At 66.3% G+C, this 26,457-nt stretch carries 23 protein-coding genes; 11 read left to right on the top strand and 12 right to left on the bottom strand.

Annotated elements, in window-relative coordinates:
• The first annotated feature begins 156 nt into the window (after positions 1–156).
• Both HLH48_RS12995 and HLH48_RS12990 read left to right on the top strand, forming a co-directional pair.
• Entirely contained in the window at positions 157–426 is a 270-nt protein-coding gene (locus tag HLH48_RS12995; RefSeq protein WP_182997947.1) for an HU family DNA-binding protein, read from the top strand.
• Between the two features lie 121 nt (positions 427–547).
• Positions 548–1,024: a GAF domain-containing protein gene (locus HLH48_RS12990; protein ID WP_182997946.1), complete on the top strand. Its 477-nt coding sequence runs from the start codon at positions 548–550 to the stop codon at positions 1,022–1,024.
• Here the strand turns inward: HLH48_RS12990 and HLH48_RS12985 are convergent.
• The 5 genes from HLH48_RS12985 to HLH48_RS12965 all read right to left on the bottom strand — a co-directional run bounded on the left by HLH48_RS12985 (position 957) and on the right by HLH48_RS12965 (position 6,739).
• Positions 957–2,582: a GGDEF domain-containing protein gene (locus HLH48_RS12985; RefSeq protein ID WP_182997945.1), complete on the bottom strand. Its 1,626-nt coding sequence runs from the start codon at positions 2,580–2,582 to the stop codon at positions 957–959. The genes HLH48_RS12990 and HLH48_RS12985 overlap by 68 nt on opposite strands.
• Positions 2,569–3,612 carry a polyamine ABC transporter substrate-binding protein gene (locus tag HLH48_RS12980; protein ID WP_246387302.1) on the bottom strand — a complete coding sequence of 348 codons (1,044 nt, stop codon included), beginning with the start codon at positions 3,610–3,612 and terminating at the stop codon, positions 2,569–2,571. The genes HLH48_RS12985 and HLH48_RS12980 overlap by 14 nt, the downstream gene beginning before the upstream one ends.
• A gap of 370 nt (positions 3,613–3,982) precedes the next feature.
• The gene (locus tag HLH48_RS12975; protein WP_182997944.1) at positions 3,983–4,762 is read right to left on the bottom strand and encodes an acetoin reductase; all 780 of its coding nucleotides are present in this window, start codon (positions 4,760–4,762) and stop codon (positions 3,983–3,985) included.
• Positions 4,763–4,980: 218 nt separating this feature from the next.
• Complete coding sequence (locus HLH48_RS12970) at positions 4,981–5,526, bottom strand: Dps family protein (protein WP_182997943.1); 546 nt, start codon at positions 5,524–5,526, stop codon at positions 4,981–4,983.
• 280 nt (positions 5,527–5,806) lie between these two features.
• A complete protein-coding gene (locus HLH48_RS12965) occupies positions 5,807–6,739 on the bottom strand; it encodes a LysR family transcriptional regulator (protein WP_182997942.1) in 933 nt (310 codons plus the stop codon).
• Between the two features lie 216 nt (positions 6,740–6,955).
• On the opposite strand from HLH48_RS12965, the gene HLH48_RS12960 reads away from it, so the two are divergent.
• Both HLH48_RS12960 and HLH48_RS12955 read left to right on the top strand, forming a co-directional pair.
• On the top strand, positions 6,956–7,432 hold the full coding sequence (locus HLH48_RS12960) for a lipocalin-like domain-containing protein (RefSeq protein WP_182997941.1): 477 nt from the start codon (positions 6,956–6,958) through the stop codon (positions 7,430–7,432).
• Between the two features lie 124 nt (positions 7,433–7,556).
• Entirely contained in the window at positions 7,557–8,771 is a 1,215-nt protein-coding gene (locus HLH48_RS12955; protein ID WP_182997940.1) for an alpha-hydroxy acid oxidase, read from the top strand.
• A 46-nt stretch (positions 8,772–8,817) separates the two neighbouring features.
• Here HLH48_RS12955 and HLH48_RS12950 read toward each other — a convergent pair whose 3' ends face one another.
• From HLH48_RS12950 to HLH48_RS12930, 5 genes are all read right to left on the bottom strand, one after another.
• Positions 8,818–9,837 carry a DUF707 domain-containing protein gene (locus HLH48_RS12950; RefSeq protein WP_246387300.1) on the bottom strand — a complete coding sequence of 340 codons (1,020 nt, stop codon included), beginning with the start codon at positions 9,835–9,837 and terminating at the stop codon, positions 8,818–8,820.
• Positions 9,838–9,922: 85 nt separating this feature from the next.
• Positions 9,923–10,537, bottom strand: a complete 615-nt coding sequence (gene rfbC / locus HLH48_RS12945) for a dTDP-4-dehydrorhamnose 3,5-epimerase (protein ID WP_182997938.1) — start codon at positions 10,535–10,537, stop codon at positions 9,923–9,925.
• Positions 10,524–11,882 carry an NAD(P)H-dependent oxidoreductase gene (locus HLH48_RS12940; protein ID WP_182997937.1) on the bottom strand — a complete coding sequence of 453 codons (1,359 nt, stop codon included), beginning with the start codon at positions 11,880–11,882 and terminating at the stop codon, positions 10,524–10,526. The genes rfbC and HLH48_RS12940 overlap by 14 nt, the downstream gene beginning before the upstream one ends.
• Positions 11,883–11,964: 82 nt before the next feature.
• On the bottom strand, positions 11,965–12,744 hold the full coding sequence (gene rfbF / locus HLH48_RS12935) for a glucose-1-phosphate cytidylyltransferase (RefSeq protein ID WP_182997936.1): 780 nt from the start codon (positions 12,742–12,744) through the stop codon (positions 11,965–11,967).
• A gap of 89 nt (positions 12,745–12,833) precedes the next feature.
• Positions 12,834–13,913, bottom strand: coding sequence for an NAD-dependent epimerase/dehydratase family protein (locus HLH48_RS12930; protein WP_246387298.1), 1,080 nt, complete (start codon positions 13,911–13,913; stop codon positions 12,834–12,836).
• Between the two features lie 883 nt (positions 13,914–14,796).
• Between HLH48_RS12930 and HLH48_RS12925 the strand changes: the two genes are divergently transcribed.
• A complete protein-coding gene (locus HLH48_RS12925; protein WP_182997935.1) occupies positions 14,797–16,920 on the top strand; it encodes a two-component system response regulator in 2,124 nt (707 codons plus the stop codon).
• Between the two features lie 15 nt (positions 16,921–16,935).
• Entirely contained in the window at positions 16,936–19,410 is a 2,475-nt protein-coding gene (locus HLH48_RS12920) for a response regulator (protein ID WP_182997934.1), read from the top strand.
• Between the two features lie 41 nt (positions 19,411–19,451).
• Here HLH48_RS12920 and HLH48_RS12915 read toward each other — a convergent pair whose 3' ends face one another.
• On the bottom strand, positions 19,452–20,441 hold the full coding sequence (locus tag HLH48_RS12915) for a crotonase/enoyl-CoA hydratase family protein (RefSeq protein ID WP_182997933.1): 990 nt from the start codon (positions 20,439–20,441) through the stop codon (positions 19,452–19,454).
• Positions 20,442–20,645: 204 nt separating this feature from the next.
• Between HLH48_RS12915 and HLH48_RS12910 the strand changes: the two genes are divergently transcribed.
• Genes HLH48_RS12910 through HLH48_RS12890 form a run of 5 tightly spaced genes read left to right on the top strand, consistent with a single transcriptional unit; the run spans position 20,646 to position 25,954 of the window.
• Positions 20,646–21,263 carry a Csu type fimbrial protein gene (locus HLH48_RS12910; protein ID WP_182997932.1) on the top strand — a complete coding sequence of 206 codons (618 nt, stop codon included), beginning with the start codon at positions 20,646–20,648 and terminating at the stop codon, positions 21,261–21,263.
• 8 nt (positions 21,264–21,271) lie between these two features.
• Positions 21,272–21,799 (top strand): Csu type fimbrial protein, encoded by a 528-nt coding sequence (locus tag HLH48_RS12905; RefSeq protein ID WP_182997931.1) that lies wholly within the window; start codon positions 21,272–21,274, stop codon positions 21,797–21,799.
• Entirely contained in the window at positions 21,793–22,548 is a 756-nt protein-coding gene (locus HLH48_RS12900; protein ID WP_182997930.1) for a fimbrial biogenesis chaperone, read from the top strand. Before HLH48_RS12905 ends, HLH48_RS12900 begins: the two co-directional genes overlap by 7 nt.
• 23 nt (positions 22,549–22,571) lie before the next feature.
• Positions 22,572–24,989, top strand: a complete 2,418-nt coding sequence (locus tag HLH48_RS12895) for a fimbria/pilus outer membrane usher protein (RefSeq protein ID WP_182997929.1) — start codon at positions 22,572–22,574, stop codon at positions 24,987–24,989.
• Complete coding sequence (locus tag HLH48_RS12890) at positions 24,986–25,954, top strand: Csu type fimbrial protein (RefSeq protein ID WP_182997928.1); 969 nt, start codon at positions 24,986–24,988, stop codon at positions 25,952–25,954. The genes HLH48_RS12895 and HLH48_RS12890 overlap by 4 nt, the downstream gene beginning before the upstream one ends.
• On the opposite strand, the gene HLH48_RS12885 is transcribed toward HLH48_RS12890, so the two are convergent.
• A complete protein-coding gene (locus HLH48_RS12885) occupies positions 25,951–26,403 on the bottom strand; it encodes a transposase (RefSeq protein WP_408871452.1) in 453 nt (150 codons plus the stop codon). The genes HLH48_RS12890 and HLH48_RS12885 overlap by 4 nt on opposite strands.
• Positions 26,404–26,457 lie beyond the last annotated feature (54 nt).

The following is a 26,457-nucleotide window of genomic DNA, read 5'->3' as shown; positions in this document are numbered from 1 at the left end:
GATTTCACCGGACGAAGGGCCGCCGCAGGCCGCTTTTCACCCATGCGCGGCCCCAAAGACGGCATTTCATGCAGATTCCATTACGATCGGGTTAGACATTTTTCCAGTCCCGCTGCTACCGTCCCCCGATCTTTAACCATTGGGACACGCTCCTCCATGAGCAAGGCTTTCATCGCCGCCGTTCTTCAAGATTCCCTCAATTGCACGGGGGTTGCCGCCGGAAAGGCCGCGAACGACCTGATCGACGCGATCGTGGCGACGCTGCACGAGGAAGGCGGCTTCACCCTGCCCTCGTTCGGAACGTTCACCGTGCATAAGACGAAGGCCCGCAAGGCGCTCAATCCCCGCACCGGCGCGGCGGTCAAGGTCAAGGCCGGCAAGACGGTCCGCTTCAAGGCCAGTCCGAACCTGAAGAAGGCGGTCTGACCGTCCCGGCCGGCATGAGCGGGGCGGCCTGTCCGCCCCCATGCGTTGCCATGCCCCCCGGTTTCCATCTTTCCGCGATTCGCGGTATGACGGCACGCCGTTTGACGACCGGAGCCCGCCGATGACCCACCAGCCCGCCGATCGACGCATCACGCCGGACGACCTGCCGGACAGCGTCGAGGCGATCCTGGCCGGCGAGCCCGACCTGATCGCCAACGCGGCGAATGTCGCCGCCCTGCTGTTCGAGGCGCTGCCCGATATCAACTGGGCCGGCTTCTATTTCCTGCGCGACGACCAGCTTGTGCTGGGGCCGTTCCAGGGCCGCGTCGCCTGCACCCGCATCCCGCTGGGCAAGGGGGTCTGCGGGGCCGCCGCGTCCGCGCGCCAGACCATCGTTGTGCCGGACGTACACGCCTTTCCCGGCCATATCGCCTGCGATACCGCCTCGGCTTCGGAAATCGTGGTGCCCCTCGTCGTCGGCGACCGGCTGGTCGGCGTGCTGGATATCGACAGCCCGCTCCTCGACCGCTTCACCCCGAGGGACCGGCAGCTTGTCGAACAGGTGGCCGCGTTGCTCGTCCGCGCTCTGCCGGCATGACACTCCACTCCGGGGCGTCCGCATCGCGCGGCATGTCGGCATAGAAGGCCACCGTGTTCCGTCCCGCCGCCTTGGCGTGGTACATCGCCTGGTCCGCGCACCAGAATAGATGCGCGGATGTCTCGGCATCGCCCGGCACCGCCGCGACGCCGATGCTGGCGGTAACGGGATAGGACGCGGCATCGACCCGAAAGCCGCCGCGAAACTTCAGCAGAAACGCATCGATCAGCGCCCCGATCACCGCGCCGCGCGAATCGGCCAGGATCAGCGCGGTGAACTCGTCGCCCGACAGCCGCGCCACGATCCCCATCGTCCCGCTGGCGCCGATCGCCTCCTGAAGCACCTCACTCAACGCGCTCGCCACCCCGCCCAGCAGGGCATCCCCGGTCCGGTGGCCATGCATGTCATTGACCTGCTTGAAATTATCCAGATCGATGAACAGCATCGTCAGCGGCCGGCCGGTCGTGACGCTGAGATGAAAGAACTGGTCCAGCTTCTCGTTGAAATAGATCCGGTTGCCGATCCCGGTGACCGAATCCGTCTCATAGAGCTGGCGCACCTGGCGCAGCGACCGCGTCAGTTGGCCGTGCAGCATCCGCACGTTCGCCGCCAGCCGGCCGACCTCGCCCACGTCGGGCACGTCGATATCCATGCGGCGATTTTCCGTGATCGCCGTCACCTGGCGGTCCAGCTCCTCGACCGGCGCGATGATATAGCGGCGGACCAGCAGCATCAGCATCCCCACCGACAGCAGGCTGAGAAAGACGACGCATAATCCGGTCACGACGGCAAAGCGGGCCAGCGGACCGCGCAGATAGGCAGGAGAAGGAGTCTCGCGGGCATACAGGCCGACGGCAAGCTGGACGGTGGCGGACAATTCCGGGGGCGACGCGGGCGGCGCGGCCAGCAGTTCGACCGGCGCGCCATATTCGCGGGCCATGGTGCGGCGGATCGTCGCGAAACGGCGGGGCCGCACCGACACCTGCATGATCAGCGACTGGTCGGGCCGCGGCCCCGCGATTCCCACGCCACCCGTGCGCGCCTGCACTTTGGCGGCCATTACCAGATAGGTCGTGCCGTCCGCCTCGGTGACCAGTCCCGAACGCGACGTCACGTCGTCGTTCAGCACGGCCTGCGCGAACGCCGCCTGGCGCGGGCCCAACGTCTCGAACGGGTCGGTGCCGTTGTCGAAATAGAAGATCTGCCGGCCATCCGACTGGAAGATGCTGCACGACACGCTGGTTCCGTCATTGGGCACCAGCGACAGCAGGCTGTCCTGGACACCGATGCCCAGCACCCTGGTCCGGTATTCGGCATCGCTTTCGTCGATGAAGGTCAGAAAGGCCGAACTGTTGCGCACGACATACAGCAACTGCGAATCCAGCGACGCATATTCGGCATAGGCGTTCTGGAGCTGCGACAGATTCTGCTGAAGCCGTGCCACATGCTGCGTGATCAGGGCATGACGATACCCCATGTACCCGACCCCGCCCCCCACGATATGCGCCAGCAGCACGATGGGGAACAGAACGACGAACGCGCGTCTATTGAGCGTCATGAATGGCCAGCAGCGCGCTGAGGATCCGTCGCCGCAGCGGCAGGCTGTCGGTCGGAAACGGCCCGCGATAGATGACGGGATAGCCCGGCGGCGGATAGACCTGCGGGTCGTCGCGCATCGCGGCCGGCAGCAGGGCCGCCGCATGCGGATTGGGGGGCGGCTGGTGCAGGAAGACGGCATTCGCCGCCCCGTTTTCCGGCTGCGCCAGAAACGTGACGAACCGCTCCGCCAGCCCCGGATCGCGCGTGCGCCGAAGTACGACCAGGCAGTCGGTCCAGACCATCGCCCCTTCGCGCGGCGTCACGAAACGCCAGTTTTCCCTGCCGCCGCCGCCGATGTTCAATGTCTTCTGGTCGCCCGTCGCCCCCAGGCCGATAAAGATCCGCCCCTTGATGTCCCGCCGCTGCTGCGCGGTCATGGGCAGGCCATAGGTCAGCACGGCGGGGGCCTGCGCGCGCAGCAGTTCGAAGGCCCGCCGCAGGTCCTCCGGGTCGCCGCTGTTCATCGGGCGTCCCATGAAATTCAGAGCGGCGGCCAGCAATTCCTCCTGGTCGTCGGTCATCGCGATATGGCCCGCCAGCGCGGGCGCCGGCTTCAGCAGGTCCGCCCAGGATCGCGGAGCCTCCTTCAGCCGGTCGGCACGATAGACGATCCCGGTATTCCCCCAGCTATAGGGAACGCCATAGCGCCCGCACATCGCCCGCGACCGCTCGTCGCTCCGCGACGTCTCGGGCAGCGGCAGGCCCGACTGGTCCAGCAGCAATCCCCGGTCGCCGAACGGCTGGACATGGGCACTGTCGACCACGGCCAGGTCGATCGGCGCGTTGACGTTCGCAATCAGCAGGTCCCGCCGGTCCCCATTGTCGAAGACGATCTGGTTGATTTCGACACCGGTCATGGCGGTCCATGCCCGAACCACGTCAGGGCTGATCCCCCATTCCCAGACCAGCAGATTCAACCCGCTCGCCCGCGCGGCGAGCGGCGTCAGGGCCGACAGCAACAGGGCGGGAACGATGGCCGCGCACGGCAAAGCCCGCCTGAAAAACCGGCGCGCCGCCGATCGGCCATCCGTTCTCCGTGCGTCGTCGCCCTCTTTCGAACGGCCACTCACACCGGCGCGCACCCTACCCCAATCCGTCGCAAAAGCGCCTTGTCCGGCCGCATCGCCCACCTGCCCGCATCACCCGCCCCTCCATGGCCACATCAGGCGGGACAGCGAAGAAGGACACGCAACCACACCCATGTCCAGCGTGCTATTACGCATTTCGTTCCCGTAATCAACATTCCGGATGCCACGGCGCGGGGGCGACCCGCGCCGTGCCCGACAATGCCGGATTCCAGCACGACCGGCGATGCCGGCGACAGACCTTCGTTGCGACGCCGGGCCGACGGGCCGCGCCTCAGCGACAGACCATCCCGCCATCGATCAGGATCGACTGGCCGGTCATGTAATCGGAATCGGGTCCCGACAGGTACGACACCAGCGCCGCGACATCCTCTGGCGTCTCCGCCCGGCCCAGGGCGATGCCATCGACATATTTGCGGAAGGTCGCGCCCCGCTCCGCTCCGGTGATCTCGGAGAACATCCGGTCGATCTCGACCCACATGCTGGTCCCCACCACCCCGGGGCAATAGGCGTTTACCGTGATTCCCCTGCTGGCATATTCCTTCGCCGCCGCCTGGGTCAGCGCGCGCACGGCGAATTTCGTCGCGGAATAGACACCCAGCAAGGCAAACCCGTCATGCCCCGCGATCGAGCAGGCATTGACGATCTTGCCCTTCCGACCCGTCGCGATAAAGCGTTCCGCCGCCGCCTGGATACCCCACAGCACCCCATGGACATTGATGCGGAAAATGCGCTCCACATCCTCCGGCGTCACCGACGCCAGCGCCTTGACCTGCGCGATGCCCGCATTGTTGACCAGGATGTCAAAACCGCCCAGTTCCCGCGCGGCGTGGTCGATCGCCGCCCTGACCTGCTCGCGGTCCCCGACATCGGCGACGAAAATCGTGGCCCTGCGCCCGATCGCCGCGATCTCCGCCGCGACCGAGGCCAGCGCCTCGGGCTGGAGGTCGACCAGCGCCACATCCGCGCCATCCCGCGCCAGACGCAGGGCGATCCCCCGTCCGATCCCCTGGGCCGCCCCCGTCACCAGCGCGACCTGTCCTGCGATTGCCATGCGATCATTCCCCCCGTTCAGCTCCGCGGAACGCGGGCTTCCGGGCACGAGACCGCCATGTCGCGACACGGCGCGGAAGGGGCCCCGGCCCCGCTCTCGCGCCCTCGTGACAGATCCGCGCAACATCTGTCGCGAACCTGCGACAGCAGGGGGGGAAACAGCCCCGCCCCGCGACGACACCGCGCCGCGGGGCAGGGCCAGCTACGCGGCCGACGCCGTCAGTCGTTGCCGCCGAAAGCCGGCCGGGTCGATTCGAACAGGAACCACGTCCGGCGCTCGGTTTCGTCGATCCAGTTTTCCAGCAGGCTCGCGGTCGCCACGTCGCCGCCATCGTCACAGATGGCATGCACCGCGCGCAGGCGGCCGGTCAGCGCCAGATTGTCCTCGCGCAGTTCGGCCAGCATGTCTTCCGGCGTCACATACAGCGCGTCATTGTCCGCCACCTTGGTCAGGCGGCCGATCTCGCCGATCGAATGCAGGGTCGTCCCTCCCAGCTTGCGCGCCCGCTCGGCCAGCGGATCGGTCATGGCGAAGATCTGGTCGCTCTGCTCGTCCAGCAGCAGATGAAAATCGCGGAAATGGCGACCGCTCATGTGCCAATGGAAATTCTTGGTCTTGATATACAGCGCGAAGACATCGGCCAGCACCGCCCGCAGCCCCGCGGCAATGGCGTCCACCGCGTCTTTCTTCAGGTCGGTCGGTGTCCCGAGATAGGTGTGAACATGGGCCTCGCCTGCGGTCAAAGCCTTGGTCTTGCTCGACATTGTCTTCTCCATGAACATGACGTTCGACAGGCCATGTGGGGAGCGGGGCCCGCATCGGCAAGCCCGCCCCTCCACCGTCACGGAACAATCATATCGGGCATGCGCGCCCGTCCGGTCCCCGCGCGGGCCCCATATCCTCTTTTATGTTGCAATTGATATTCATTCTTACTATCAAGAGACAACTCACGGCGTTCCGACAGGTTCCCAACCGTCGATTTCCCAACCCTCGCGCCGTGAAACCTCACGCGGCATCGCCCTCTCCCAACGGCGATGCCGCTTTTTATCCCGGTGCCGGCCGGTAGGAAAACCCGCCGCAGCGCCCCAGATACGCGCGCAATTCGCGCAGAAACACATCCACATTCGCACGCGCGCCCTGGCGATGGGGCCGGAGGGCATAGACATCGATAACCTCCCCCGAAAGCCCGGGCAGGATATGGACGAGCTTGCCCGACTTCAGGTCGTCATGGACATCGCACATCAGCTTGTAGGCGACCCCCTGCCCCGACAGCGCCCAGTCATGAATGACCTCGCAACTCGTCGAGGACAGGCGGGGCTGCACCGTGATCGCCTCCCTGCCTTCCTCCTGGCCGAACGTCCAGCGATTGACGAGGGTCATGGATTTGCTCCGCCGCAGGCACAGGCAATCATGGGCGGCAAGGTCCTGGAGCGTCTCCGGCGCCGGGTTGCGCGCCAGATAGGCCGGCGAGGCGCAGAGAATGCGCATGGTCGAGGCCAGATGCGTCACGATGGCGGTCGGCGTGTCGGGCATGCCCAGCCGCACGATCAGGTCGAGGCAGTCGCCGAACTCATGCCGCCCCTCGCTGACCAGCGCCAGCCCGATCTTCAGCTCGGGATAGCGCCGGTTGAACGCCTCGACGAACGGCGCGATCAGGCGGCGCCCCAGTTCGAGCGGCGCGCCCACGTTCAGGCTGCCCTGCGGCATCCGCTCGGCCGAGGAGATCTCCGCTTCCAGGTCGGTGATGTCGGTCACGATCCGCAGCGCGCGATCGTACAGGATCTGCCCCGTCTCGCTCAGCTTGAAGCGCCGCGTGCTCCGGTTCACCAGGCAACTGCCCAGCCTGCCCTCCAGCCTGGCCAGGCGCCGCGAGACCACGGCCGGCGAGGTCCCCATGCCGCGCGCCGCCTTGGTCAGGCTCTGCGCCTCCGCCAGCATCACGAAAAACCTCAGATCGCCGACCTCATCGTAGATCATGTTTTGGCCTGTTCCATTTTTGTCGATTCAGCATAAATCTTTTGTTTCATTTTTAATAGAAAAAAACGACAAAATGCCCTACATACCCCTCATATAAATGAACACTTGTCCGATAAAAATGCACAAAAACAGTAAAACAAGAAAAACAAAAAATACCAACCAAGCACAGTCTGATTTTCTTATTTTATTTTTGTTTCAAGAGGAGCCTCTCTACAAATGACGCAGTTCAAAAACGAGCATTCCGGCGATCTGGCACAGAAATTGATCGGCACGTGGGAGCTCGTTTCCTATCAGGTCGAGGACAAGCAGACCGGCGAGATGATCGAAGCGATGGGCGATTGCCCGCGCGGACGGGTCATCTTCACCCCGGACGGATGGGTCGCCTTCAATCTGGAGGGCAGCGACCGCCAGCCCGCCACGACCGACTGGGACCGGGCGCAGTTGATGAAGACCCTGGTCGCCTATATCGGTCGCTACAGGATCGAGCAGGACCAATGGATCACGCGCGTCGAAACGGCGTGGGCGCCCGAATGGGTCGGCACGGAACAGCGGCGGACCGTCACCGTGGACGGCCCGCATGCCACCGTCGTCACCCCCTGGCGCGAGATGCCCAACTGGGGAAACGGCAGCCCCTCGCGCAGCCTGATCCGTTTCCGGCGCGCGGCCCCCCTGGGCTCGGATCGCGCCGGATGATGCCCGGCCCGTCCTGACATCCGGTCATCGCGGCCCGAACCCTGCCGGCCGCCCGGCGTTCACACTGCCGGGACGCACGCAGTCCGGCGCGGTTCCCCTGCCCGGCTCCGCCGCAAGGAGTGCCATGACCGCCTTTCCCCCCGTTCCGGCAAAGCCGGCATCCGCCCTGGCCACCCCTCGCCACCTCGAACGGTTCCTGTGCCTCGACGATTTCGAGGCCGTCGCGCGGCGCCGCCTGCCGCGACAGATCTACGGCTATTATTCGGGGGCGGCGGAAACCAACCGTTCCCTGCGCGCCAACCGCGAGAGCTACGCCGCCCTCGCCCTTCTGCCGCGCGTGCTCGTCGATACCCGCGCGCGCTCGACGGCGGCGTCCCTGTTCCGAACATCCTTCAGCCTGCCGGTAGGCATCGCGCCCATGGGCTTGTCCGCGCTCTCGTCGTTCCGGGGCGATATCGTCCTGGCGCGCGCCGCCGCCGCGGAAGACGCGCTGATGGTCGCCAGCGCCACCTCGCTGACGCCGCTGGAAACGATGGCAGCCACGGGCGGGGCCCGCTGGTTCCAGGCCTATCTGCCCGGCGACCGCGCGCGCATCGCGGCGATGCTCCGCCGGGTCGGCGCGGCGGGGTTCGAAACGATCGTCCTCACCGCCGACGTGCAGGTTCCCGCCAACCGCGAGAACAATGCCCGCAGCGGCTTCTCCATGCCCCTGCGGCCGACCCCGCGCCTGTTCTGGGACGGGGCGCTGCACCCGCGCTGGTCGCTCGGCACCTTCCTCCGTACCCTGGCGCGCGGCATGCCGCATTTCGAGAACATGGACGCGTTTCGCGGGCCGGCGATCCTCTCACGCTCCGCCGAACGCAATATCGGTACCCGCGACGGCCTCTGCTGGGAGCATGTCGCGTTCATGCGCGATCACTGGAAAGGCCGGCTCGTCATCAAGGGCATCCTGTCGCCCGCCGATGTGGCGCTCGCCCGCGCGGCGGGGATCGACGGCGTGTGGCTGTCCAATCATGGCGGCCGCCAGCTCGATTCGGCCATCGCCCCCCTGCTCATGCTGCCGGAAGCCAGGCGCGAGGCAGGCCAGATGGCGGTGCTGATCGACGGCGGCGTCCGGCGCGGCACCGACGTGCTCAAGGCCCTGGCGCTTGGCGCGGATTTCGTCTTCGTCGGCCGGCCGTTCCTTTACGCGTCGGTCGCGGCGGGCACGTCCGGCGTGCGTCACGCGTTGCGCCTGGTGCGGGCGGAAATCGCGCGCGACATGGCGATGCTCGGCGTGAATACGCTCGGCGAACTTTCGCCCGCGCACATCCGGCATTTCGCGCCCGCAGCACCCTGAAAGACTGGCCCCGCCGGGGAAACAACTCCCGGCAGGGCCCTGGACTTCACGCGCTCATGCCACCGGTCAGATGCTTTTCGGCCACGCCGGCAAGCGAAACCGGGCCGCCCGCCGCCCTCCGGTCCTGGCCCGGATGGCGCGGCGGCGCGCCGATCCCCAGCACGGCCATTTCCGAACCCGCGACCGCACGAAGCTGTTCCGGCTGATAGCCCATCCTGGTGAACGCCCTCAGCAGCATCGCGCACCCCAGGCGGGCAGTGTTCCACGGCAGCTTCGAGCGTCCCGCGATATTGAACAGTCCGACCGCGTTGCGTATGCGCGCCTCGAACGCGCCGACCCGCCTGCCGTCATTCAGATAGCCACCATAGACATGCATGCCGCGCGGATGGTTCTCGAAACAGGCCATCAGGCTGCGGACCTCCTCGTGCGGGTCGACCTTGCCCTCGGCGAACGTATCGTAGATCGGGCCGCTATAGAGCGGCCGCGTATGGGTCATCGGCACCGCATCCACGATCGCGGCGCGATAGGCCGGCGCCCGCATCAGCATCGCCCAGATCAGGTCCGTGCCCCAGCCGGTGAAATGCCGTTCGAACATCGGCAGAAGCGTGCGCAGATAGGACGATTTGATGCAGCACGCCATGGATTCCAGAAACGTCGCATACCGCAGGCGAAAGCCCGGCATGCGCAGGACGACCGCATGCGACAGATAGCTTTCGATCGTCATGGCCGGCTGCGCCATCGTCAGGTCGTGTTCCACCGCGATGTCGAACAACCGGTTGATATCCCCCGCCGCCATCAGCAGGTCGTCGTCGGGCAGCATGACATACTCGTACCGGTCCAGCAGGTCCGGATTGGCCCTGAAATGGCGCGCGATACTGTCCCACTTGGTGCCATAATCGAATACCGGCGGCAGATCGCCATCCTGGCAGCGTGAAACATCCTTGGCATACGCGTTGAGTTGCAGGTCCCAGTTCCGCGCGACCGTCCTATCCGCGATCCAGCTCCGATGCAGAGAATTGTCGCCGACACGGCCTAGGACAAGAAAACGCCTGGTTTCAGGCTGCATTTGTTCTTCCGACTTCATCACAAATCTCCTGTGGATTGGAGGCTGACGATTTCATGTGAACTGCCGGTGGTGGCCGGGTCTCCATTTACGGCGGAGCGGCACCGATGATGCCCGCCCCGGTGGCGGCGCGCTCCCGCTCCGCCGCGCCCCCCGGGAAGATGGGGGGCGCCCCCCGTCGCAGCAGCGGCCACGACGCATCCTTCGCCGAGAGACCGCTGACCTCCAGCGGCCATGCGATCCCGATCAGCGGATCATCGTGGCGCAAGCCGCCCTCCATGCCGGGCGCATAGGCGGCGCTGACGGGATAGAAGACCTCGACATCATCGGTCAGCGTCTGGAAACCATGGGCAAATCCCGGCGGCACATAGAGCAGCCGACGATTTTCGGCGGTCAGATGGAAGGCTTCATGCTTCAGATAGGTCGGCGATGTCCCGCGCAGATCCACGATGACATCGACGATCTCCCCCCTCGTGCAGCGCATCAGCTTGGCCTCGGCATGCGCGCCGCGCTGGAAATGCAGCCCGCGCACGGTCCCCCTGTTGCGTGAAAAAGACATATTATGCTGCACGAAATCGCCGATCAGCCCATGCGCGGCGAATGCCTCCCTGCACATCATCCGGGCAAAGAAGCCACGATCGTCCCCCCGAGGCTCGGGGTCGATCAGCATCGCATCCTTCAGCGTGGTTTCATGAAAGATCATAAACCACCTCGTCGACCAAGACAGACGGCGCGAAGGCGGCCTCCTGCTCGGCATAGAGACGGTCGATCGTCCGCCCCTCGGGCAGGTCGATATCGGCGAACGTGATGGGCTGGTCGCGGGGAATGGGCCTGTTCACCTGCCCGCCGATCGCCAGCCCGAGCGGAATCAGGTTTTCCGCCCGCATCGTCTCGATATTCTCGATCATCCCATAGGCCTCGAACCCGCCAAGCGCCGAGATGACATCCCCCGGCGCGAGATCCTTCTTGGCCAGCGCGACGACGCCGACACTCGGGCCGGCCAGCGGCGCAAGCGTCGCATCCCCGAACAGCACCGCACGCGCGATCGAACCCGGAACCTCGAAATGGCACAGATGAAAGGCGGTGTAGAAACAGTAATAAGGCCCCGACCCCATCTTGTAGTAGTTCAGGAAATGCCGCTGGCGTGCATCCTCCATCGTCCCGATGACAAAGACGCCGGGCCCCGGCCGCGCGCCGATCACGTAATCGACCAGACCGGGGCCGCCGGCGGCGAGATGCGCGTCGAGATGCGCGGCAAAGGCGCCGGTCGTCTCCTCAAGCGGCACCAGCGGCGCATAAGGGTCACCGCCGGAGAAATCCGGCCCGATCATCCCGCGCCGCGCCACCTTCATGCCGGTGCCGTTGGCAATGACCGTCTGCTCGAACGAGATCTTCGTCCCGTCGGCGAACGACGCCGCCATGGCGGGGTCCAGCCCCCATTTCCGCGCGAAGGAAACCTGCGTATCGGGCGTGCGGTACGGATCGTACAGCCCCTTGATGCTGCCGCACAGCACCGGACGAACGCCGACCCCTTCCATGAAGCGCACCAGGTTCATCATCACGCCCGGCTGGTCGCCATCCCCGGCGGAATAGACGACCCCCGCCGCATCCGCCTTCACCTTCAGGATCGGGCCGATGGTACCATCGAGTTCCGCATTCACCTGAATCAGGTGCTTGCCCCCCTCGATGGCGGCCAGCACAGCGCGGGCGGCATATTCCATCGATCCGGTCGCCTCGACTACCGCGTCGATGCCCGTCGCGCCGGCCAGCAGCAGCGGGTCGTCGGTGACCGCCCGCTGCCCCGCCGCGATGGCGGCGTCAAGGGCGGCGCCGTCCGGGCACCAGACCGGGTCGAGCCCCAGTTCGGTAAAGACCGCCTCGCCGTTCGCGCGGGTGCGGTTGGCCACCGCGACGACACGCATGCCGGGCGTCGCGATCTCGATGGTGCGGGCAATGGCCCGCGCCTGGGTACCCGCCCCGACGATGGCGACGGTCACGGGCAGTCCTTCGGCCTCGCGCTTCTTCAATGCCGTATCGACGATGATCATGTTCCGGATCCTGCCAGTTGTGTGATTTCCCATGGCACCGCACGGCTTTCCACCGATTGCCGCATGGCGCCGCCTGCCGCCGTCAGTCGGACCATACCTTCCATGGCGCCGCCCGGGTCGCCCACGCCGCCTCCAGGACCTGCTTGTCACGCAACGTATCCATGCTCTGCCAATAACCGTCGTGTACAAAGCTCGACAGCTTGTCGCGCGCGATCATCCGGTCCATCGGCTCGGCCTCCCACGTCGTCAGATCATCGTCGATCAGGTCGAAGATCTCCGGCTCGCACACGAAGAAACCGCCATTGATCAACCCGCCATCCCCGGCCCGCTTCTCGCCGAATCCGCGCACGGCCGCGCCATTGTCGCTGAGGTTCAGCGCGCCGTAGCGCCCGGGCTGGACCACCGCCGTCAATGTACACCACGTATCGCGGGATTTATGGAATGCCACGAGATCGCCGATGTTCACGTCGCTCACGCCGTCGCCGTAGGTCAGGCAGAACGTGCCGCCTTCCAGATACCGGCGCGCACGGCGGATCCGCCCGCCCGTCAGGGACTCCTTGCCGGTATCCAGCACCGTGATACGCCAGTTCTCGGCCTGCGCCTGCAACCAGTCCACCTCCCCGGTGCCGAGGTCGATGGTGAAATCGCTGAGCGACGCGCGATAGCGCATGAAGTAATCGCGGATGAAATCGACCCGATATCCGCCCAGGATGACGAAGTCCGAAAACCCGTAATGGGCGTAGATCTTCATGATGTGCCATAATATCGGCCGGCCGCCGATCTCGGCCATCGGCTTGGGGCGGATCATCGTCTCCTCGCTGAGCCGTGTTCCAAAACCACCCGCTAATATCGCGACCTTCATGCCTCACCCCTCCCTGTACCATGGTATTGTTGGTTTGTTTCCCCGCCCCGGGCGGCCCCGCATGGTCCTGTGCCGAGCGCCGTCCTGTCTCAGGGTGGCGGCGCCTGCCACACCAGCGATGAATCGAGGCGCCCCTCCGCCATATGGGCTTCCAGGACCTTGAGGCGGATCAGGGGCGAATTGCGGAAATCCGCGTCTCCAAAACGCATGCGCTCCAGTCCCGCCTTCAATTCCCCGATCGAATCGCGCAGCGTCACCTGCGGTTGATGATGGGGCGCCAGGGATTTGTAGAGGCCGAAATCGACCCGATAGGACCGGCTGTCCACCGGCGCGTCGGTATTGACGCTGACCTCGGTTCCCGGCAGCGCCTCGGCCACCGCGTCGGCGATCTGCCGCACCTGGTAGTTGCGGTCGTCGCTGCCGACATTCACCGCCAGATAGCGCCCACCCGCCTCCGCCGGACGGTCCACCGCCCAGTCGATCGCGCGCGCCATGTCGGCGGTATCGATCATCGGCCGCCACGGCGTTCCATCCGAAAGCACGGTGAGCCTGCCGGAGACCATGGCGGATGCGACGAAATCGTTCAGGACGAGATCCAGCCGCAGCCGGTCGGACATGCCGCAGGCGGTGGCGAAGCGCAGGCTGGTGATCACCATGTCGCCGTCGATCTGCTCCAGCGCCTTCTCCGCGCCGATCTTGGACCGGGCATAGGCCGTCACCGGATTGACCGGATCGCCCTCCCTGCGCGGGCCGCCCTCGGCAATGCCGTAGATGCTGCAACTCGACGCAAAGACAAAATGCCCGACACCCGCCGACGCCGCGGCCCGGGCCAGCGCGATCGTGGTATCCTGGTTGATGTCGTAAGTGATCTTTTCGAATTTATGCCCCATCGGATCGTTCGATATGGCGGCGAGCTGAACGACCGCGTCATATCCGGCAAGCTGTTCGGGCGTGATCGACCGCACGTCGCCCAGCAGTTGCGCGTCGAGTGTCCGCTCCGGCAGGCGCGTCACGCCCGTCAGGCAATGCGCGAAATAGGCATTGTCGAACCCATGCAGGATGGCGTCGGGCCGGGCGCGCCTCAGATATTTGCATACCGTGGACCCGACATAGCCCATATTTCCAGTAATCAATATTTGCATTGCAATCAGTTCCTCGCCAGCTGCCATGCGCCCGGATCCACGACCTGCCGCACGACCGGCACGCCTCTCCAATGCGCTAGGATCCGAAAAGTACCGAAATAATAGTAATCTTTCCGACATCATGGCTGGAAGATTAAGATATCCCGAATGGAAAGGTTTCGCGTCCCGTCAGAAAAATATTTTACCCCAGCGAAACAAAGACCTTTCGCTTTGGGGAACAAATTCTAGCATATATGCACGAGAATATCTAATGAATATTACACACATTGTCTTGATTCAAGTAAATAACCGTTATAATTCTTTAAAAATGACGGTGGCAAAAAAATTGCAGCATGCCCCGTAAAAAAGCCGATAAACGCCCCACCCGCGGGAACGCGACCGGACCAGCCTGCGGTCCGCTACCGCCGCGCCGCCCCGGACGGCGCATCATCCCGACGGCCGGTCGATCTGTTAAAAATTCGTTATTCGCCCTTTCTCTCCGGCAGCCAGCCCGATCAGGCGACTCCGGCCGTCCACGGAGAGCGGGCACCCCAAATCCCGCCCGGCCCGGCCATAAGCAATCTGTTCACATCCTGTATCCTATGATCGGGCACGTACCCCGATGCCGCGCCGGTCCGGCGCTCCACCGAAGTTTTCCACAGCCCGCCCACGGGCCGGCAATCCTCTCGAAAGCGCCGACCTCACGAAAAAAAATCAGCATTTCCACAATCTTGCGCACTGGCACCACACGACACTACCGTCTCCGGTCACGCAATGTTATTGGTGCCGGACGCACTCAAGCCGAGGCGGGTGGACCTCCCAGGGATCGGTTCCGCGGACTTCTTTATGGTCTTCCCACGGATCCGACGCTGTTCACGGGTGTTGAAGTCTGGTCCAGGGTGCAAGGTCGGGCGAAAGGTACCTTTTCCATATGGCTACGATCCTGATCGTCGACGACCGGATTACCAATCGCACCATCTTCGCCAAGATCGCCGCCTCGGTCGAACCGGATGTGGTCGCGGTTCCGTTCGAAGGCCCGCTCGCCGCGCTGCAATGGATGGCCAGCCACGACGCCGACCTGGTCATCGTCGACTACAAGATGCCGGAAATGGACGGGGCGACGTTCACCCGCCGGGTCCGCGCCATGCCCCGGTGGTCCGACATCCCCGTTGTCGTGATCACGGCGCATGACGACCGCGCCTTCCGCATGACGGCGCTCGAAGCCGGGGCGACCGACTTCCTGCACACCCCGATCGATCACACCGAGTTCAAGACCCGCGTCCACAATCTCCTCAAGCTCAGCCTGCACCAGCGCGCCATGCGCGGCCGGGTCGAGGCGCTCGCGCGGGAACTGAGGGAGAGCGAGATCTCGCACGACCGGGCGCTGCGCGACAGCCGCGAGCGACTGGCCCAGGTGATCGATACCATCCCGGCCCTGATCAGCGCGTCCGACCGCGAGGGCCGCTGCATCTTCGTCGGCGCCTACCAGGCCGCCCTGGCCGGGGTCGACCTGGCGCTGCCGCCCGACGGCCGCGCCGCCATGTTCGGCGAGACGCATCATGTGCGCCACGGCCTTCTCGACCAGCAGGTTCTGGCCACCGGCCGGCCGATCACCGGGCTGGAGGAGGAGATCTCCGACCGCCACGGCGAACAGCGCGTCTTCACCACCACGAAATCGCCGCTGCACGACGGCGCCGGGAAAATCGTCGGCGTGCTGACGACCTCCATCGACATCACCGAGCGGAAACGGGCGGAGGAACGGCTGGCCTTCCTGGCGCATCGCGACCACCTGACCGGCCTGCCCAACCGCTCGTTCCTGCATGACCGGCTGCGGCACGAACTGCAGAATGGCGATCGCCCCTTCGCGCTGCATTTCATCGATCTCGACCGGTTCAAGGGCATCAATGACGGGCTGGGCCATTATTTCGGCGACCAGCTCCTGCGCGCCGTGGCCGACCGCCTCCGCGCCTCCGTGCGCCCCAGCGACCTGCTGGTGCGCCTCGGTGGCGACGAATTCGCCCTGCTGCAAACCGAAACCTCGACCGACGAGGACGCCGCCGAGGTCGCGCAACGCATCAACCACGCGCTGGACGCGCCCTTCCTGCTGGAAGGCAAGGACGTGGCGGTGAATGCCAGCGTCGGCATCGCCCTCTACCCGCGCGACGGCCTGACCACCGAGGAGCTGTTGCAGAACGCCGATATCGCGATGTACCGGGTCAAGGTCGCCGGCCGGCGCGGCCACGCCTTCTTCACCGAAGACATGCTCTCCCGCGCCCGCAACTCGATCAGCCTGCAACTCGAACTGCGCGAGGCGCTGCAAGAGCAGCAGTTCGTCGTCCATTACCAGCCGCAGTTCGACCTCGATTCCGGCGAGATCATCGGCGTCGAGGCCCTGCTGCGCTGGGACCGGCCGGGAGTCGGCCTCGTCACCCCCGCGGCCTTCCTGCCGGCGGCTGAGGAAAGCGGGCTGATCCTGCCGATCAACGAATGGGTGCTGCGCGAGGCCTGCCGCCAGGCCGTGCGCTGGATGGTGGGCGCCACCCCGCCATTGCGCGTGGCGGTGAATATCGCGCCGCTGCAAATCCAGCGGGAAAATCTCTGTACCCTGGTCATGGACGTGCTGGAGCAGACCGGCCTGCCACCCTATCTGCTGGAGCTGGAACTGACCGAAAGCATCCTCCTGCAACATGCCGAGGCCGCCGCCCCCGACTTGCAGGAGCTGCGTCGCCGCGGCGTGCATATCGCGATCGACGATTTCGGCATGGGCCACTCCTCGCTGACGCATCTGAAGCGCGTCCGCGTGGACCGGCTGAAGATCGACCAGGGCTTCGTCGCCGACATGCATAGGGCCGGCTCCAACGACCTGGCCATCGTCCGCGCCATCATCAACCTGGGGCGCGAGATGAATATCGAGGTCGTGGCCGAGGGGGTGGAGACCGAGGATCAGGCCCGCACCCTGCGGGAAGAAGGCTGCCACCTGGTCCAGGGCTTCTATTTCAGCCGTGCCCGGCCCCCCGAAGACATCACGCGGCTGATGAGCGGCGAGGCATCATGACCAGGCGGGCGCCCGATGCCGGCGCTTAGGGCGCTGGGCGCCCGGCTGCGCCGATCGCGGGACCTCGCGGCCGGCGACTGGGAAATGGCGCTCAACCGGTTCATCGCCGGCCTGCTGGTCCTGCTGTTCAACCTGTACGGCCTCGGCGGCGACATCGGGGCCACGTCGTACCCGCGCGCCGGCGCGCTGGCCTATCTCGGACTGGGACTGCTGCTGCTCGGCTATTGCATCGCGGCCCCCAAGGCCATCCGCGTGCGCCGCGTCCTCGCCATGCTGCTGGATTTCGGCGCCGTGTCGTACGAGCTGCATATCGGCGGCTGGTGGACGGCGTGGCTGTACCCCGCCTATCTATGGGTCATCTTCGGCAACGGCTTCCGCTTCGGCTCCGGCTTCCTCCTGCTGGCCATGGGCGTCAGCACCGCCATGTTCGGCCTCATGCTCTGGACCACGCCGTTCTGGCGCATGCAGCAGCCCCTGGCCATCGGCATGCTGGTCGGCATGATCATCGTGCCGATCTATGCGCTGGTGCTGATCCGCCGGCTGTCGCAGGCACGCCGCCAGGCAGAGGAAGCCAGCCAGGCGAAGTCGCTGTTCCTGGCCAGCGTCAGCCATGAGCTGCGCACGCCGCTGAACGCCATCGTCGGCACCGGCGCCCTGCTGGAAGACCGCGCGACCGACGCGGAGCAGCGGGAGATGAGCCGCACCATCCTGACGGCGGCGAACACCCTGCTGTCGCTGATCGACGGGATCCTCAACCTCTCGCGCATCGAGGCCGGCAAGATGCCGGAGATCAGCGCCGATTTCGACCTCGCCGACCTGCTGGGTCAGTTGCGGCGCATGACCGCGGGACAGGCCCGGGCCAAGGGCCTGTTCCTCAACATCCACGTCGCCGCGCGCACGCCGGTGCGCCTGGTCGGCGACAACGGCCGCCTGCGCGACATCCTGCTGAACCTCGTCAGCAACGCCATCAAGTTCACCAGCCAGGGCGGCGTCGCGGTCGCGGTGGACATGGTGGAGCGCACCGAAACCACGGCCCGGCTGCGCTTCGAGGTCACCGATACCGGCATCGGCATCGAGCCCGAGGCACGCCACCGCATCTTCGAAATCTTCGAGCAGGCCAATCCCACCATCCTGGACCGTTTCGGCGGCACCGGGCTCGGCCTCGCGATCACCCGCAAATCGGTCCAGCTCCTACGTGGCGAAATCGGGGTCGACAGCACGATGGACGTCGGCAGCACCTTCTGGGTCGAGATCGACTTCACCTGTCGCGGCGGCGCTGCCGTGGCGGAGGCCGGGCACCTCCACGGGCTGCAAGCGGCGCTGATGGCGCGCGCGCCCGCGATGGCGGCCCCGCTGGTGGCCAGGCTGTCGGACCTGGGCATCGCCGTCCACCCGGCCAGCCCGGCCGAGGCCGCGCTGATGGAGGTTTTCGGCGCCCCTGGCGACGAGACGGGGATTCTCCTCTTCCAACCACGGGACGAGGATGCGACAAAGGCACCCTCCGGCGTACTGGCTGCGGTGGCGACGGCGCCGCTCGCGGGTCCGGCCCTGACCGAGGCCCGGCGCCGCCTGATCTCGGTGCTGACGCCGCAATGTACAGATGACGAGCTGATGACCGTGCTCTCCCTCGTGCGTGCGAACATCGCCGCCCCACCTCGGCCGGCGGTGCCCGGGCGGCCACGGCCGCTCTGGAGCCTGCGCATCCTGGTCGCCGACGACAACCGGGCGAACCAGCTCGTCCTGTCGCGCATCCTGGAACGGGCCGGCCACTCGGTGCGGGTCGTCAGCGACGGCGAGGAAGCGCTGGACCTGCTGGCCGAGGCCGATTTCGACCTCGCGATCATGGACGTGAACATGCCGGTCATGGGCGGGATCGAGGCGGTCAAGCTCTACCGCTTCGGCGCCATCGGCGACCCGCATCTGCCCATCCTGGCCCTGACAGCGGACGCGACGCCCGAGACCCGGCAGCGCTGCCTCGATGCGGGGATGGATGCATGCGTCACCAAGCCGGTGGAACCGGACACGCTGCTGGCCGCCATCGACGGCCTGATGGCCCCCGGCCGGCCGGAGGCCGCGCCGAAGAGCGGCATCGTCGCCAGGATCGACACCCACCCGAGGTTCCGCGAGGCCGGCGCTCCGGCCGTCAACGCGCAGGTCATCGCGCGCCTGCTGGACCTCGCCGGCCCGGCCTTCCTGCAAGAGGTCACGGACGAATATCTGACGGATGCGAAAGCCATCCTGGCACGGCTGCAAGATGCCACGGCCCGGTCCGATGTGGCGACCTTCCGCGCCCAGGCCCATGCCATGTGCAGCGGGGCCGCCAATCTCGGGGCGACGATGCTGTACGAACTCTGCACGGAATGGCAGACCATCTCCGCCGATGAGATGGCGGCGAAAGGGGAATCCCACGTCAGGCGCCTGGCGGCGGAACTCGCGCGGGTGGAAAGCGCGTTGCGGAACTGGGACGCAAAGGGGGTAGCCAAGCGATGAAAGCGACCGCTTCCACCGCCTGGCCCCGACTGTTCAGCGATTCACGCCGCGGCGACCGCCATTGATGCCATGCGGCGCTGCCGCGACCGGTCCTGCGCCGCGGCGATCCGCGCCATCTTCCGCAGATCCTGCTCGGACAGGCGCATCGCGGCCTCGACCCACGTATCCGTCACGTCGCGCAGTTCCTCCAACGTCACCGGATTGACCCGCCGCCGCACCTGGTAGATCGCCGAATGCGCGGAATGGCGCGTCCGGTTGCCGGCGATATAGTGCTTCACCGCGCGCTCGCCCTCCCCCTCGTCGACCAGGATGTCGACGACGCCCAGGGCGTGCATCTCCTCGGCGGTATAGATGCGGCCGGACATGATCATCTCCTCCGCTTTGGCCGCGCCGATCTTCCGGGCCAGGAAGCTGTACGCCCCCATGCCCGGAAACAGGTTGAACAGGATCTCCGGCAGCCCGAACTTCGCCTGCCGCTCCGCGACAAGCATGTCGCAGGACAAGGCCGATTCCAGCCCGCCGCCCAGCGCGTCGCCCTGGATCAGGGCGATGGTGATCACGCGATGGCCATAGCCGATATAGTTGGCATAGCCCGACTCGACGCAGCTATAGGCGTAGCGGCGCAGCGTATCGGCGTCGCGCTGCTCGATCTTCTGGCGGAACAGCACCAGGTCGCCGCCGAGGTTGAACACGCCCGGCGTGCGCGAGCCGAGCACGAAATAATCGAACGGCCGCTGGTCCGCCGGCGCGGCGGCGAACATCCGGCCGATATTCGCCTGCATCGCCTCCAGGTCGATCAGCAGTTGCCGGGTGAAGCTGGGCCGCTCCGACGGACGCATGAAGCACCAATAGGCATGGTCTTCCGCCGTGATGAACGTGTCGAGGTCCTTGTAGGACTCGTCCACCGTCACGCCCGTGGCCGGCAGCGGCGCATGGGCCGCTCCATAGGTGCGCATGGCGTGAGCCTCGCCGGGCAGGCCGTTCCGCTGGCCGCCATTGACGGGGGTCGAGATCCGGTTCGCGTAGGTCATGTCAGGTCCGATCGATTATGTGTGTGGCACGGTCGGCCGGCGATGCTCCGGCCGGGCCGCAGTCTTGCACATCGAGGCCACCATTCGACCGGGAAAGCGCACCCCCCAGGGCTCTCACAAAATCACAGCCGTTCACCAGGAATTAAGGGCATTGGCATAAGCGGATACTATTCAAAGCACGAAGCCAGACCAACGGAGTACGCAATGCCGCCTATCGGACCGAGGACGCGCGATACCGCCGGGAGCACGCGTTTCGCGTTCCGCCGCCCCCGGCCGGGCCACACCGGGCTGCTGGTCGCCGCGGCGGCATTCGCACTGGGCCATCCGGATGTCGCCGCCGCCCAGACCAGCATCACCGGCACGATCGGCGTGACGCTGACCCTGACGTCCGCATGCAGCATCAACGGCACGATTCTCGCCTCGGGCAGCAGTGCCAATTTCGGCACGCTCGATTTCGGCACGGCGACGACGCTCTTCACGCAGCAGGACGCCCAGGTTCTGACCGGCTCCAGCGGCGGAATATCGCTGACCTGCTCGCCGGGGATCAGCCCGCAACTGACCGTCACCAGCGGCGGCAACGACACCAAGACCACCGGCGGCCATCTCCACGCGCTGGTCTCCGGCAGTTCCAATGTGTCGTACGATCTGTACTCGGATTCCAGCCGCACGACGGTGGTTCAGAACAATGCCGCCCTGGCGCTGACGGCCAGCAGCACGACCTACACCACCAACCTCTACGGCCGGGTGTTCGGCGCGGGGACGGCAAGCGTCCTTCCCGCCGGCGTCTATACCGACACGCTCAACGTCACGCTCTCTTTCTGAGCACGGCCATGCGTATCGGCGCGGCCGCCGCCGGTACGGCGCTGCTGGCGGCGGCCGCGCCGACCTGGGCCGCGACCAGCGCCACGATGTCGGTCTCGGCCCAGATCGTGGCAGGCTGCGCGATCAACGGGGCGGTCCCGGCGTCCGGCGCCTCGGTCGGCTCGCTGGGGGCGCTTGATTTCGGTTCCGTCGCGTCGCTGTCGACCGCGCCGCTCCGGGCCGCGCTCACTCCCGCCGCCACGGTTTCCCTGCGCTGCACGCCCGGCGTGCCGGTGACGATGACGGTCGATGGCGGGCTCCACTATGCCGGCGGCTCGCGCGGCATGGTCCTGACCGGCGGCACGGCACGGATCGCCTACGCCCTCTTCAGCGACAGCGCCTACAGCGCCACGATCCAGCCGGGCGCTACCGTCAGCGTGAACGTCGCCGGCTCGCCCAGCCCACTCACCCTGCCGATTTTCGGGCAGGCGACGCCGACCGGCCTCACATCCGCCGGCCTCTATTCCGATACCCTGACGGTGACCCTTCAATGGTGACAGCCCTCCGCCTCCTGTTCGCCGGCTTTCTGGCCGCCAGCCTTTCCCCCTGCCGGGCGCATGCCGCATCCGCCGTCACGATCTGGCCGGTCAACCCCGTGCTGGGCAGCACGGCCAGGGCCGCCGCTCTGTGGCTGGAAAACAACGACCATCACAACGTGCTGCTCCAGGTCCGCGTCTTCCGCTGGACACAGGATTCGACGGGCGACCAATATGCCGACCAGACGGACATCGTCGCGAGCCCACCCATGGCGAGCGTCCCGCCCGGCGCGCGCCAGCTCATCCGCCTGATCCGCGCCGGAACCACGCCCTCCGACGCCGAAACCGCCTATCGCGTCATCATCGACGAAATCCCCACGCCGGAATCGCAGCAGGCCGCCGCGAGAAGCGGGCCGCGGATCGCGATCCAGCTCCGCTATTCCGTGCCGCTCTTCGTCTACGGGACGCACGCCCCTGCCGGGGCAGGCGAGCCGACGATGGTAACCGACATCAAGGCGCGGCCAGCGCTGCATTGGCACATCGCGACGCGGAACGGCCGACATTTCCTGGCCGTCGCCAATACGGGCCCCATCCACGCCCAACTCAGCCAGGCGACCTTGGGCGGCAGAACCGTTTCGGCGGGGCTGCTCGGCTACATCCTGCCGGGCCGCACGATGGAGTGGCCCCTGACCGGCGGCGCGAGCGGCGCGCCCCTCCAGGCTTTCGTCAATGGCGGGGCCAAGCGCGAGACCATCCCGGCCCAGCCGTGAAAGCGCGGCGGGCGGTCCTTTGCATGCTGGCGCTCACGGCGGTCCGAGACCACGGCGCGCGGGCGGCCGCCCTGCCTCCGCCGCCTCACAGCTTCGGGGCGGCGACAGTGGACACGGGCATGACGCTCTATCTCGATCTCGTTCTCAACGGGCTCGATACGGGTCGCGTCGAGCCCGTTCTGGCGAAGGGCGAGCGCTTCTTCCTCGCCGCGCCGGCTCTTCGCGCGCTCGGACTCGGCGCGCATCTGCCCAACAACGAAGAAGGACCGGTGGCGCTGGCCACGATCGCAGGCCTGCGCACGCGCTATGATTCGACGGCGCAGAAATTGCTTCTCTCTGTCCCGACGCACTGGCTGCCGGCGCAGCACTTCGCCCGGGACAGGCTGGTCGAGGAGAAGAAGGCACGATCGAGCTTCGGCGCCATCCTCAATTACGATGCGTACGCCACACAGGCGACCGGCCTCGCAAATCTCTCCCTATGGAACGAGCAGCGGATTTTCGGCGCGTTCGGCACGCTTTCGAACACAGGCGTCGCCCAATTCGGATTCGAGGGCACCGTCGGCAACGGCAAAAACCGCGCTTCGTACCGCCGCTACGACACGACCTGGCGCTATTCGGATCAGAACCGGGTGCTGACCGCCGAAGCCGGCGACATCGTAACGCACGCCCTGGCCTGGTCGAGCACGATCAGGCTGGGCGGGATACAGATCTCGCGCGATTTCTCGGTGCGGCCCGACATCGTGACCTACCCGCTGCCACAATTCTCAGGCCAGGCGTCCGTCCCCACCAGCGTCGATCTGCTGGTCAACGGCGTGCAATCCATGCACAGCACCGTCCAGCCAGGGCCCTACAGCCTGACCGACCTGCCCTACATCAACGGCGCGGGCGAGGCGACGGTGGTGACGACCGACGCGCTGGGCCGACGGGTGGAAACCAGCGTGCCGTTCTACGTCGCCAGCACATTGCTGCACCCGGGCTACAGCGACTACACGCTCGCCCTCGGCGCGCAGCGCGAACGCTACGGCCTGGCGGATTTCGACTATGGCGCGCCGAGCGTCAATGCCTCCTACCGCCGGGGCCTCCTGCCCGTCCTCACGCTGGAAACCCATGCCGAGGCCGCTCCCCACCTCCTCCTCGGCGGACTGGGGCTGCTCGCCCAGATCGGCCAGCGGTTCGGCGTCGTCAATATCGCCGCAAGCGCCAGCCGCCGCCCCGGAAACCGCACCACAAACGCCAGGACGACCCTGCCCACGGACGGGCAGCAATTCGTGGCCGGCTATCAGTACACCCACAGGAATTTCACGGTCGCCGCACAGAAGACCTGGCGCACGCGGGGCTATGCCGATCTTTCGACCTACGATCCCGGCTTCACGCGCCTGCCGCTTTCGAGCCTCCAGGCCAGCGCAAGCCTCATGCTGAAGCCGTTCGGCTCGCTCAGCCTCGGCTATTTCGACATCACGCCGTCCGTCGGCCGGCGCACCCGGTTCGCGACCATCACCGACACGCTCCCGCTCTGGCACGGCATCAGCCTGTCCCTGTCCGGCAACCGGCAATTGGGCACTCTGGACGCACGGAGCGACGGCTGGGCCGGCTACGCCCAGATCGTGATTCCCTTCGGCGCCTACGGCACCGCGACCGCGGGATGGAGCCGCCGGGCGGACGGGGAAAGCACCGAACAGGTCACGGCCACCCGCTCCGTCGCGGCAAGGGGCGATTTCGGCTGGACCGCGAACTACCAGCACGCGAACGGCACCGGCCAGGCCGGCGGCGCCGATTACGTCGAAGGCTCGGCGACCTGGCGCGGCCCGTTCGCCCAGTTCCAGGGCGGCCTTTACGGCGATGTGCGCGACACCACGCGCTGGGCGGAAGCCCAGGGATCGATCGCGCTGCTGGACGGCGCGGCCTTCTTCGGCAACCGCGTCCCGGACGCCTTCGCCGTCGTCAGCACCGACCACGTGGCGGGCGTGCCGGTCCGCTACGAAAACCAGCTCGTCGGCAAGACCAACGCGGGCGGCCATCTGCTCGTACCCTATGCGACGTCCTATTATCCCGCGAAATACGAAATCGACACGCTCTCGCTCCCGGCGGACCTTCAGGCCCGGATGGTCGAGCAGCGCGTCGCCGTCCAGTATGGCAGCGGCTATCTCGTCCGCTTCCCGATGAAGCACGTGCTGACCGTCCTGATCCGTCTGACCGACCCCTCCGGCAAACCGCTGCCCGTCGGCACATCCGTACGCGCGGCGGACACGGAAGCGGAAGCCGATGCCTATGTCGGCTGGGATGGCATGTTGTATCTCAACGGCATCAGCCGGGGCGAAAAGCTGGAAGCGTCACTGCCCTCCGGCGACCGCTGCATCGCCACGGCCGACGCCGTTCCCGCCGCCTCGGCCGGACAGGTCCGCCTTGGCCCCCTTGTCTGCCGGAGCGTGCCGACCCCATGAAACCACTGGTATTTCTGACCCTGCTCCTTCTGGCGACGCTGACGGGCGGGCGGGCCTGGGCGGCTTGCAGCGTCTCTACCCCCGGCACCACGCCACTCGGCTCGCTTTCTTCTCTCGCCGTCAGTTCGGGCGGCAGCACGACGGAAATCTCCTCGGGCTTCTCCTGCAACGGGGGGCTTCTCTCCCTTATCTATACCCAGACCGTCAACGCCCAGATCCAGTCGATCGGCGCCCTCACCAATCCGGCGGGCGACAGCCTGCCGATGCAGCTCTGCCAGTCCGCGAATTGCGCGACGACCTATACGGCGGGTCAGACGATCAACTGGTCCGAAACGAGCCTGATCGGCCTGCTCGGCCTCTTCAACGGCATCAACGGCACCCTGCCGCTTTACGTCCGGATTCCACCCGGCTCCTACAATGTCAGCGCGGGGGTCTATACCGGTTCGGTGACGATCGGCTGGACATGGAACGTCTGCTGGGGGATCGGCGTGCTGGGTCTCTGCGCGGGGCTCGACAGCCAGACGACCCCCGTGCCCGAAACCATCCCCCTCACCTTCACCATCACGGCGGATTGCCGGATCACCGCGCCGAACGTCGTCTTCGCGCCCAGCCCTCTCGTCACCGCCTTCACCGACATCCACCAGTCCCTGACCGTCGGCTGCACCAGGGGCTCGACCTACACGGTCGGAATCAGCGACGGCAACAACGCCGACAGCACCAGCCGCGCCATGAGCAACGGCGCCGGATCGCTGCTCCGCTACGAAATCTACAAGCAATCGACGACCGACCGCTGGGGGTCTACCGGCATGCAAAGGCGCGCCGACTCGACCGCGGATGTCAATCCGAACAGCCTCGATGGCATAACGCAGCAGCAATTCGCCTATACGGCACACATCCTGACAACGCAGCCAACACCGCCGGCAGGGTCGTACAACGACAACCTCGTCGTGGACGTACAGTTCTAGAGGCAATATGGAAGATCGTCCGCTTCCGAGGGGGAAAACGCGACGGCTGCGGCCATCTTGCGACGCACGACCCTGACGGCGTGAAGAAAGGAGAGCCTGTCGGGATCCTCGTCGGCTTTGAGAGCGGCCTCATGGATCAGGGAACGGATTGCGAAATGGGCCATGATCAGCCCGTGAAACTCCTGCCGCACGAGGTCGGGCGTCCTCGACCGCAGCGTGATCCGCGCGCCGCGAAGATGGGTTTTCAATTCGTCAAGCGCAGTCTCGATTTCCCATCGCTCATGATAGAGCGCGGCAAGTTTGTCCGCCTGGGCGCGTTGGGGATCGAGGATGGTGGTCATCAGACGATAGATCGGTTCGGCGCCGGCGATGCCTTCCAGACGGTAATCAATGACCCGAACCACGACCGCGTCGGCCCCATGACGCCGGTCACGCTCGGACGGATAGATGCGGCTCAGGCAGGAACCATCCGTCAGATTTAGTCGAGATTTCTACACCACAGC

Source organism: Gluconacetobacter sacchari, from assembly GCF_014174255.1.
Classification (GTDB): Bacteria; Pseudomonadota; Alphaproteobacteria; order Acetobacterales; family Acetobacteraceae; genus Gluconacetobacter; species Gluconacetobacter sacchari.
This window is presented reverse-complemented; position numbering and strand designations above follow the sequence as displayed.

Excerpts from the sequence above, each read along its gene's own strand:
- HLH48_RS12995 (WP_182997947.1), top strand. The coding sequence starts at position 157 with ATGAGCAAGGCTTTCATCGCCGCCGTTCTTCAAGATTCCCTCAATTGC.
- HLH48_RS12990 (WP_182997946.1), top strand. The coding sequence starts at position 548 with ATGACCCACCAGCCCGCCGATCGACGCATCACGCCGGACGACCTGCCG.
- HLH48_RS12985 (WP_182997945.1), bottom strand. The coding sequence starts at position 2,582 with ATGACGCTCAATAGACGCGCGTTCGTCGTTCTGTTCCCCATCGTGCTG.
- HLH48_RS12975 (WP_182997944.1), bottom strand. The coding sequence starts at position 4,762 with ATGGCAATCGCAGGACAGGTCGCGCTGGTGACGGGGGCGGCCCAGGGG.
- HLH48_RS12970 (WP_182997943.1), bottom strand. The coding sequence starts at position 5,526 with ATGTCGAGCAAGACCAAGGCTTTGACCGCAGGCGAGGCCCATGTTCAC.
- HLH48_RS12965 (WP_182997942.1), bottom strand. The coding sequence starts at position 6,739 with ATGATCTACGATGAGGTCGGCGATCTGAGGTTTTTCGTGATGCTGGCG.
- HLH48_RS12960 (WP_182997941.1), top strand. The coding sequence starts at position 6,956 with ATGACGCAGTTCAAAAACGAGCATTCCGGCGATCTGGCACAGAAATTG.
- HLH48_RS12955 (WP_182997940.1), top strand. The coding sequence starts at position 7,557 with ATGACCGCCTTTCCCCCCGTTCCGGCAAAGCCGGCATCCGCCCTGGCC.
- HLH48_RS12950 (WP_246387300.1), bottom strand. The coding sequence starts at position 9,837 with ATGCAGCCTGAAACCAGGCGTTTTCTTGTCCTAGGCCGTGTCGGCGAC.
- rfbC (WP_182997938.1), bottom strand. The coding sequence starts at position 10,537 with ATGATCTTTCATGAAACCACGCTGAAGGATGCGATGCTGATCGACCCC.
- HLH48_RS12940 (WP_182997937.1), bottom strand. The coding sequence starts at position 11,882 with ATGATCATCGTCGATACGGCATTGAAGAAGCGCGAGGCCGAAGGACTG.
- rfbF (WP_182997936.1), bottom strand. The coding sequence starts at position 12,744 with ATGAAGGTCGCGATATTAGCGGGTGGTTTTGGAACACGGCTCAGCGAG.
- HLH48_RS12930 (WP_246387298.1), bottom strand. The coding sequence starts at position 13,913 with ATGGCAGCTGGCGAGGAACTGATTGCAATGCAAATATTGATTACTGGA.
- HLH48_RS12925 (WP_182997935.1), top strand. The coding sequence starts at position 14,797 with ATGGCTACGATCCTGATCGTCGACGACCGGATTACCAATCGCACCATC.
- HLH48_RS12920 (WP_182997934.1), top strand. The coding sequence starts at position 16,936 with ATGCCGGCGCTTAGGGCGCTGGGCGCCCGGCTGCGCCGATCGCGGGAC.
- HLH48_RS12915 (WP_182997933.1), bottom strand. The coding sequence starts at position 20,441 with ATGACCTACGCGAACCGGATCTCGACCCCCGTCAATGGCGGCCAGCGG.
- HLH48_RS12910 (WP_182997932.1), top strand. The coding sequence starts at position 20,646 with ATGCCGCCTATCGGACCGAGGACGCGCGATACCGCCGGGAGCACGCGT.
- HLH48_RS12905 (WP_182997931.1), top strand. The coding sequence starts at position 21,272 with ATGCGTATCGGCGCGGCCGCCGCCGGTACGGCGCTGCTGGCGGCGGCC.
- HLH48_RS12900 (WP_182997930.1), top strand. The coding sequence starts at position 21,793 with ATGGTGACAGCCCTCCGCCTCCTGTTCGCCGGCTTTCTGGCCGCCAGC.
- HLH48_RS12895 (WP_182997929.1), top strand. The coding sequence starts at position 22,572 with ATGCTGGCGCTCACGGCGGTCCGAGACCACGGCGCGCGGGCGGCCGCC.
- HLH48_RS12890 (WP_182997928.1), top strand. The coding sequence starts at position 24,986 with ATGAAACCACTGGTATTTCTGACCCTGCTCCTTCTGGCGACGCTGACG.